This window comes from Niveispirillum sp. BGYR6 (genome assembly GCF_027568365.1).
In the GTDB taxonomy this organism is placed as follows: Bacteria; Pseudomonadota; Alphaproteobacteria; order Azospirillales; family Azospirillaceae; genus Niveispirillum.
The window spans coordinates 52824-60122 of record NZ_JANLNL010000001.1 but is presented as its reverse complement, the minus strand read 5'-3'; the positions used below and the strand labels follow the sequence as shown (position 1 = coordinate 60122).

At 62.7% G+C, this 7299-nt stretch carries 7 protein-coding genes; 6 read left to right on the top strand and 1 reads right to left on the bottom strand.

What is annotated here, in order from left to right; translation table 11 throughout:
* The first annotated feature begins 3 nt into the window (after positions 1-3).
* The 6 genes from PCJ49_RS00255 (at position 4) to PCJ49_RS00230 (ending at position 6437) form a co-directional block, all read left to right on the top strand.
* Entirely contained in the window at positions 4-1017 is a 1014-nt protein-coding gene (locus PCJ49_RS00255; RefSeq protein WP_269909179.1) for a TauD/TfdA family dioxygenase, read from the top strand.
* Positions 1018-1021: 4 nt separating this feature from the next.
* Positions 1022-2689: a cyclic peptide export ABC transporter gene (locus PCJ49_RS00250; RefSeq protein WP_269909178.1), complete on the top strand. Its 1668-nt coding sequence runs from the start codon at positions 1022-1024 to the stop codon at positions 2687-2689.
* Positions 2686-4380 carry a cyclic peptide export ABC transporter gene (locus tag PCJ49_RS00245; RefSeq protein ID WP_269909177.1) on the top strand — a complete coding sequence of 565 codons (1695 nt, stop codon included), beginning with the start codon at positions 2686-2688 and terminating at the stop codon, positions 4378-4380. Before PCJ49_RS00250 ends, PCJ49_RS00245 begins: the two co-directional genes overlap by 4 nt.
* Before the next feature lie 192 nt (positions 4381-4572).
* The gene (locus tag PCJ49_RS00240; protein WP_269909176.1) at positions 4573-5187 is read left to right on the top strand and encodes a DUF697 domain-containing protein; all 615 of its coding nucleotides are present in this window, start codon (positions 4573-4575) and stop codon (positions 5185-5187) included.
* Positions 5188-5267: 80 nt separating this feature from the next.
* Complete coding sequence (locus tag PCJ49_RS00235) at positions 5268-5453, top strand: hypothetical protein (RefSeq protein WP_089290148.1); 186 nt, start codon at positions 5268-5270, stop codon at positions 5451-5453.
* A gap of 6 nt (positions 5454-5459) precedes the next feature.
* The gene (locus PCJ49_RS00230) at positions 5460-6437 is read left to right on the top strand and encodes a prohibitin family protein (RefSeq protein ID WP_269909175.1); all 978 of its coding nucleotides are present in this window, start codon (positions 5460-5462) and stop codon (positions 6435-6437) included.
* A gap of 46 nt (positions 6438-6483) precedes the next feature.
* Here the strand turns inward: PCJ49_RS00230 and PCJ49_RS00225 are convergent, their stop codons facing one another.
* The gene (locus PCJ49_RS00225; protein ID WP_269909174.1) at positions 6484-7293 is read right to left on the bottom strand and encodes a formylglycine-generating enzyme family protein; all 810 of its coding nucleotides are present in this window, start codon (positions 7291-7293) and stop codon (positions 6484-6486) included.
* Positions 7294-7299: the final 6 nt, after the last annotated feature.

The following is a 7299-nucleotide window of genomic DNA, read 5'->3' as shown; positions in this document are numbered from 1 at the left end:
ACCATGTCGATGCCACATAACCTGCTGAGCCATTGCCGCGATCTGGGGCCGGGCACGGGGGAATTCTCCCTGCGCCCCTTCGCCCGCGAGCAGATTGACGCGGCCCTGGCCGTGCTGGCCGACCATTATGGCGGGGAGATCGATCCCGGCCGGCTGGTGCCACCGGAGCGGGAAACCGAATTACGGGCGGATCTGGCCTTGCGGGCCCCGGTTCTGTTCGATCTGGCCAACAGCATTCAGGAACTGCTGGAAGGCGATTACAGCGCCCTGGTGCTGCCCAAACTGGGGCTGGCGGGGCTGCCATTGCCGCTACGGTCGGCCCTGCTGTTCGCCCTGTCGGTCAGCCTGGGCCTGCCAACCGCGACCGACAAGGTGGATCGCCGTGTCGTCTGGGATGTGAAGGTACGGGAAGCGAAGATGGCGACCAACAGTGTCTCCACCTTCTCTGAACATCCGTTTGAGGCAGACCTGCATACGGATACGCAGTACTTTGCCAACCCTGAACGCTATATGATGCTTTACTATATCACCCCGGCGGCCTGCGGGGGTGGCATTTCCACCAACCGGGATTTGCGCTGCCTGCGCCAATCATTGGCGGCAACGGCGGAAGGGCGCTGGGCGATGGACTATCTCACCGACCGGCCCCTGCCCTTCCGCATCCCGGCGGTTTTCACTGAAACCGGCACGGCCGACAAGGTGGAGGTGACCTTGGCCCCGATCTTCGGGGAACGGCCGGCCGTGCGTTACCGCAGCGACACGCTGCGCAAGGGTCTGGCCCTTCACCCGGAACTGGACACGCCGGAGCTGCGCCGCGCCCTGGATATCCTGAATGCAGAGGTGGCGCGGCAGGACAAGCTGGTGGCCCTGCAGATGCCGGCGGACAGCTTGCAGGTGCTGAACAACCATCAGGCCCTGCATGGCCGCACGCCGTTCAGCGATTATAACCGGCACGTGCTGCGCATCCGGGTGGCCGAAAGCGGCCAGACCGAAGCCGCCGCCCTGGACCGGGCGGCCTGACACAATGAATCTGCTGCGCCTTCTGGGTCGATTGGGATCGCAGCCGCTGCGCCGGCTGCTGCTGGCGGCGGCTGGCTCTGCCTTGAGCAGCACCATCGTGCTGGCCATCATCAATACTGCTGCGCAGAATATCGCCAAGGAAAAGGCGGATTTTCTGGATGCGGCCCTGGCTTTGCTGTTCCTGGCCTCGCTGGCCGGATTCTGGTTCTCCCAGGTCTGGCTGGTGCGCCGTATGGCCAGTGACCTGGAAGAGGTGGTGGATGGGCTGCGCCTGCGCCTGCTGGACCATATCCGCCATGCCGACCTGCTGAAGCTGGAGAAATTCGGCCAGACGCCGCTGTTTGAAAGTATCAGCCAGGCCAGCCAGACCATCTCCCAGAATTCCCAGTTCCTGGCGCTGACCCTGCAATCCTGCCTGCTGACCCTGGCGATCCTGGTCTATATCGCCATCATCAACGCCCTGGCCTTCCTGCTGATCGGCGGGCTGCTGGCGCTGGGCACCTGGGGTTATATCCGCCTGGGGCGGGAGCTGCAGGCGCAGCAGCAAAAACTGATGCAGCAGGAAGCAGCCCTGTTCGAGGGCGTGTCCGACCTGTTTGACGGGTTCAAGGAACAGCGGCTGAACAGCGCCCGCAGCGCCGGGCTGGGGCAGAGCTTCACGGAAGCCTCCGAACGTACCGTCGGTGCCCGCAACATTGTGCATATGCATAGCTGGCAGCAATTCATCTTTGGCGAAATGGCCTTCAACCTGATGCTGGGGCTGGTGATCTTCGTCGCCCCCGCCTATGCCAAGGGCTTCAGCGCCGAAATGGCGCAGGTGGCCGCCGCCGTGCTGTTCATGTCGGCCCCCGTCTTCGGGCTGATGCAGTCGCTGGCCATCATGACAGCGGCAGAGGCTGCCGCCGGGCGGATGCTTGAGCTGGAACCGGAACTGGCCGCCCTGGCCGAAGAAGGCAGCGACCAGCCGGGGGAGGCACTGCCGGCCGATTTCCAGCAATTGCAGCTGGATGCCGTCAGCTTCACCTTCCCCGGCCGCGATGGGGAAAAGGGCTTTTCCGTCGGGCCCTTCGATCTGACGCTGCGGCGGGGTGAGGTGGTGTTCATCACCGGCGGCAATGGATCGGGCAAATCCACCTTCATCAAGCTGCTGACCGGGCTGTACCGGCCGACATCGGGCCGGTTGCTGCTGGACAGCGTCTCGGTCGGACCTGACCGGCTGGCGGCATGGCGGGAAAACATGGCCACCGTCTTTGCCGATTTTCACCTGTTCAGCCGCCTCTATGGCACGCCCGCGCCCGACAGGGCGGAAGCCGACCGCCTGATGGCATGGCTGGAAATGGACAAGGTGACGGCGTTGAAGGATGACCGGTTCGGCCGGCGCGACCTGTCGGCCGGGCAGCGCAAGCGGCTGGGGCTGGTGGCGGCCTTGCTGGAGAAGAAGCCCATCCTGATCCTGGATGAATGGGCCGCCGACCAGGACCCGCATTTCCGGCACAAATTCTACCGTGAGATTGTGCCTGCGCTGAAGGCCCAGGGCCTGACCCTGATCGCCGTCACCCATGATGATCATTATTTCGACGTGGCCGACCGCCGCCTGCATATGGAAGAAGGCCGGATGAGTGAAGTGCCGGTGCCGCCCCCGCCCGCCGGACAGGGGGACATGGCCGCATGACCCGCCCCCCTTTCAATTCCAATCTGGCCCGCGTGATCTTACGGGAGATACCGGAAAATCTGCGGCTGGTCTCCTGGATGAACGTGCTGTCGGCCATCGCCACGGCCACCTTGCTGTGGCTGGTGCAGGCCGCCACCCAGGCCACGCAGGATGATGGCCAGCCGGGTTTGCGGCTGGTGCTGATGTATGTCGTCACCATCACCCTGTTCGGCATCAGCCATAATGTCACCCTGGTGACCGCCTCGCACGATGCCGAACGGCTGATCCACGGATTCCGGCTGCGCCTGTTCGACGCCGTGCGCCGGTCCGATCTGGTGACGGTGGAAAAGATCGGCCGGGCCGCGCTGAATGGCGTGCTGGTGCAGGATACCCAGGCGCTGGGCAGCATCCTGCCGCTGCTGGTGATCGGGGCCCAACAGGCGGTGATGCTGGTCTTTCTGGCGCTTTATCTGGCCTGGCTGTCGCCCATCGCCTGTGTGCTGGCCTTCGGTTTCGCCGGGCTGGCCGTGGCCGTGCGCTATGCCCGGATGCATGGCTTCCGCAAGCAGCTGATGGAAACCGTCGCGGCGGAAGCCGATGTGTTTGACGGGCTGACCGACATGCTGCGCGGCTTCAAGGAAGTGAGGATGAGCCGGCCGCGCGCCGATGCGCTGACCCAGGCCATCGGCCGGGCCTCCGCCCGCGCCTGCACCGTCAACATCGCCACCAAAACCCAATGGGGGCGCAATTTCTCCCTGATTGAGGTGATGTTCTACACCCTGATCGGGCTGATGGTTTTCGTGGTGCCCCTGCTGACCACCGATTTCCATACGGTTGTCGTGCCCGCCACCACGGCCGCCCTGTTTATCGTCGGCCCCGTCAGCACCGTTTCCTTCGTCACGCCCATGCTGACCCAGGCGGAAATGTCGCTGGCCAATATTGAGGCGATGGAGGAACGGCTGCGCGAAGCCGCCGGCCCGATAGCAGCCGCGGCCGAGCCGGAACCGGCGGATGGTTTCGACAATCCCACCAGCATCGCCCTGTCAGGCGCCCGTTTCGCCTATCGTGACGCGCGGGACAATCCCATCTTTGCCGTCGGCCCGCTGGATGCCAGCTTCCATGCCGGGGAGATCACCTTCATCACCGGCGGCAATGGCTCCGGCAAATCCACCATGCTGCGGCTGCTGACCGGGTTGATGCCGCTGGATGAAGGGGCGTTGCTGGTGGATGGCAAGCCGGTGCCGGCGACGGCGATGCAGCAATGGCGGGACAATATCTCCGCCATCTTCTCCGACTATCACCTGTCACGCCGCCTCTATGGCGTGGGGGAGGTGACGGATGCGGACGCCGCCCCCCTGCTGGAACGGCTGGAAATGCGGGACAAAGTGTCCATCGCCGATGGCTGTTTCAGCACAACCAGCCTTTCCACCGGCCAGCGCAAACGGCTGGCCCTGGTGGTGGCGCGGCTGGAAGATAAGAAGGTCATCGTGCTGGATGAATGGGCCGCCGACCAGGACCCGCATTTCCGCAAGATCTTCTATGAGGAGTTGCTGCCGGAACTGCGGACCATGGGCAAGATCGTCATCTGCGTCACCCATGATGACCGCTGGTTCCACTTGGCAGACCGCGCCTATCACATGAATGAAGGGCGGTTGGAAACAATCAGCCATGCAGCGCCCGGCAATCCGATGCCGCAGCAGGACATCACGTAATCATCATATGATTTGACTTGTAAATATGGGGAAAAATTTTGACTATCACCCAACTATTGGTTAGCCCATTGTACGGTGTCGCTGGCCGCGTGAGCCTGCCATCCAGCGTTGACCGTCGATCCGGGGCAGGAACAGCCCGCCGCCATACCGGGGGCGGGCCCGCCATCCTCTCTTCTACTGGAGCGCACTGACATGGTAACCAAGAAGGATCAGACTGAGGGTACCGCCCCGGCTGCCGATACGGCCGCTGCGGATGCCCCTGCCGCTGCTGCCGCCCCGGCAGCGGAGGCCACCACGGCCGAAACCACGACATCCAGCGATCTGGATGCCGCCCGTTCGGCCCATGCCGCCACCATCATCCGCAACCACGTGCTGGCCTCTGCCGCCACGGTGGTGGTGCCGGTCTATCTGCTGGACAGCGTTGCCCTGGCTGGGGTGCAGCTTAACCTGGTGCGCGAACTGGCCAAGGTTTATGGTCAGGAATTCCGTGCCGATCTGGTGCGCCCGGCCCTGGGTACGCTGCTGGCCACCATTGCCCCCAAGGCCGTCGCCAGCTCCGGCCTCAGCGCCCTGGTCGCCAACCTGCCGGTGGTGGGCACCGCCTATCGCTGGCTGGCCCTGCCGGGCTTCAATGCTGCCTTCACCTATGCCGTCGGCCGGGTGTTCGAACAGCATTTCGCCTCTGGCGGCACTTTCCTGACCTTCGATCCGGCGAAGGTGAAGGATTATTTCGTGTCCCAGTACAACAAGGTGCGCGGCAAGAAGGCGGAGGAAACGGCCGAGGCCGCCGCCCCGGTCGCCGCCTGAGCCTGCTGGCGGGGGACCGACAGTCCCCCGCCTTCTCTTCTCAGCAACGATGCCAACCCGGTGACAAAGGTTCTGGCCCCATGTTGATTACGGTATTCCTGCTTTATGGCCTGTCCTGTGCCATCTGCGGCTTCATGGGTCGCAAGACAACCTTCGGGTTCATCGGCCATTTCCTGCTGGCGATTTTTATTACCCCGCTGATCTCCTTCATTATCCAAGCCATTACCCGGCCTGGATCCCATTTCAAGATGCAGACGCGGGACTGAACGCGAATGAAACAGGTCGCGACGTCTGCCGCCACCCCCACCTATGTGCGCTATTGGCATAGCGCTCAGGCCTGGGCGAAGGAGAATGCGGTTTCCCTTTACGCCCTGACACTGGCGATAATATTGGGCCTGCTGGCCATCGCCCCCCGCATGGTGATCGAGGTGCCAGCCGGTTCCGTCGGGGTGATGTGGAAACGGTTTGCCGGCGGTACCGTTACGGAAGAGGTGATGCTGGAAGGCACCCATTTCATCTTCCCCTGGGATGAAAGCACCCTGTACGATACCCGCCTGCGCAGCTTTACGCGTGAATATGAGGCGGTGGCCGCCAATGGATTGGCCATCAAGGTGGAAGTCGCACTCCGCTACCGGGTCAACCCGGAAGCGGCGGGCCTGCTGCATAAGCTTGCAGGACGGGAATATCTGGAAACCCTGATCCAGCCGGAAATCGCCAGCCTGCTGTACAAATTCGTCTCCAAACACACGCCAGAAAATTTCTACTCGGTTAAACGGGATGAAATTCAGGATTTCCTGGAAGAACAGGCAAAGATCGATTTTCCCATTGGTAATGATAAGGATACGACCGGCAATCCATTGAACATGCCGATGATCCATATTGATGAAGTGCTGGTTTCCAACGTCACCCTGCCCCTGACCGTGCGTCAAGCCATTGAACGCAAGGCCGAGCAGGAACAGATTATGCAGGAATATGATTTCCGCATTGCCCGAGAGGAAAAGGAAAAGGACCGCAAGCGGATCGAGGCCGAAGGCATCCGCCAGTTCCAGGATATCGTTGCCCGTACCATCACCCCGGAATATCTGCGGCTGCGAGGGATTGAGGCGACACAGAGCTTTGCCACCTCCAGCAATGCCAAGACCATCATCATTGGCGGCCGTGATGGTCTGCCCGTTATCCTGAACACAGGGGACGAGGCCAAGCCGGCGGAACGGTCACCACCAGCCGCCGGGGAGGCCAAGCCCAACTGACGGTGCCGTCGGCCCGCCGGGCAGAGCGTTCAGCCGCCATCATGCTCTAAGGGCCTGCCTGACCTTGAGCGCACCGGAAGCCACAATTGCCGCTCCGGTCATCCGGGAGGTCCCAGCAGCGGAAGGCTGCCCGTATGCGGCGCGGCGAGCGGCCCCAGGAACCGCCTCGGAGAGAGCGGGCTGCACCGACGTCCGTCTCACCGATAGGATCCACGACGGGAGCAGAACTGTATTTGCGTGGGCCATCCAAACACCATTCCAAGACATTGCCCAACATGTCATAGAGGCCCCAGCCATTGGGGGCCTTCATCCCAACAGGGTGAGACTTACGTTTGCTGTTAGCGTCATACCAGGCAATGGGATCAAGTGTCGGGGCGTTGTTATCCCCGTCAATCTCAATCGGGCCGGTGTAAAGCGCCGTATCCGTGCCCGCACGGCAGGCATATTCCCACTGCGCCTCCGTCGGCAGCGACAGCGACAGGCCGGGAACCATACCATTGATCCGCGTTATGAACCCCTGCGCATCGTGCCAGCTCACACTCTCCACCGGTCGATCCGGAGATTGGAAACGGCTGAGGTTTTTCCCCATCACCGCCTGCCACAGCGCCTGTGTGCAGGGCGTGTCGAACAGCCAGAAACCCTTGCTGATCGTCACCTCATGCACAGGGCCTTCGTCATTGGAGCGCCCCGGTTCATCCGCCGGTGATCCCATCAGGAACCGGCCTGGCTTTACCCAGCGCAGTCGCTGCGTCACACCGGCAATCGTAAAGCCGACGAACAGGCCGTGTTCATCCTGGCCCCATTCGCTGGCCCAATCCGGCGGATTGCCGTTGGCCAGGGGGGGCATCAACGCCATGGATGC

What these genes read in the sequence shown, in the direction of transcription:
- PCJ49_RS00255 (WP_269909179.1), top strand. Translation starts at nt 4, where the DNA reads ATGTCGATGCCACATAACCTGCTGAGCCATTGCCGCGATCTGGGGCCG.
- PCJ49_RS00250 (WP_269909178.1), top strand. Translation starts at nt 1,022, where the DNA reads ATGAATCTGCTGCGCCTTCTGGGTCGATTGGGATCGCAGCCGCTGCGC.
- PCJ49_RS00245 (WP_269909177.1), top strand. Translation starts at nt 2,686, where the DNA reads ATGACCCGCCCCCCTTTCAATTCCAATCTGGCCCGCGTGATCTTACGG.
- PCJ49_RS00240 (WP_269909176.1), top strand. Translation starts at nt 4,573, where the DNA reads ATGGTAACCAAGAAGGATCAGACTGAGGGTACCGCCCCGGCTGCCGAT.
- PCJ49_RS00235 (WP_089290148.1), top strand. Translation starts at nt 5,268, where the DNA reads ATGTTGATTACGGTATTCCTGCTTTATGGCCTGTCCTGTGCCATCTGC.
- PCJ49_RS00230 (WP_269909175.1), top strand. Translation starts at nt 5,460, where the DNA reads ATGAAACAGGTCGCGACGTCTGCCGCCACCCCCACCTATGTGCGCTAT.
- PCJ49_RS00225 (WP_269909174.1), bottom strand. Translation starts at nt 7,293, where the DNA reads ATGGCGTTGATGCCCCCCCTGGCCAACGGCAATCCGCCGGATTGGGCC.